The sequence below is a fragment of the Chryseobacterium pennae genome (genome assembly GCF_003385515.1).
GTDB lineage: Bacteria > Bacteroidota > Bacteroidia > Flavobacteriales > Weeksellaceae > Chryseobacterium > Chryseobacterium pennae.
Map to the genome: position 1 here is coordinate 1 of NZ_QNVT01000084.1, position 435 is coordinate 435.

1 protein-coding gene is annotated in these 435 nt (G+C 26.7%); it reads right to left on the reverse strand.

Annotated elements, in window-relative coordinates; translation table 11 throughout:
• The coding region (locus DRF65_RS28230; RefSeq protein ID WP_133297846.1) for a class I SAM-dependent methyltransferase at positions 1 to 435 on the reverse strand (435 nt) is incomplete at both ends.

A 435-nucleotide genomic window follows, 5' to 3' on the forward strand; every position in this document is an offset into this window, starting at 1 on the left:
CTTTTGACTTATAAAGTGGAATGCCCCAATATTAAAGAAAATAAAATTGGTAAAATCTCTAAATTGTTCTGATATAATTATTGTACCATTATGCTTCAGTACCCTTTTGGCTTCTTTAAAAAACAGAATTCTGTCTTGATGATTTAGTATTTCATGAATAGCCGTAATTGCAAGGATAATATCTTGTGAATTGTCTTCAAAAGGTAATTTATTTGATCGTATTTTTATTTCTTTTGGATTTGGTGGAAATACCTTTTTTGATATTTTAATTCCACTTTCATGTTCATGCCTATTTCCATAAATATCACAAACCGTCAAATTCACATTAGGATATTCTTCTTCTATTTTTTTAGATAGAGGATCAAAACTAGCATGAATTAAAACAGCATTATCAATTCTTTCAAAATCAATAATTCTATCTAAATTTTTCAGTTT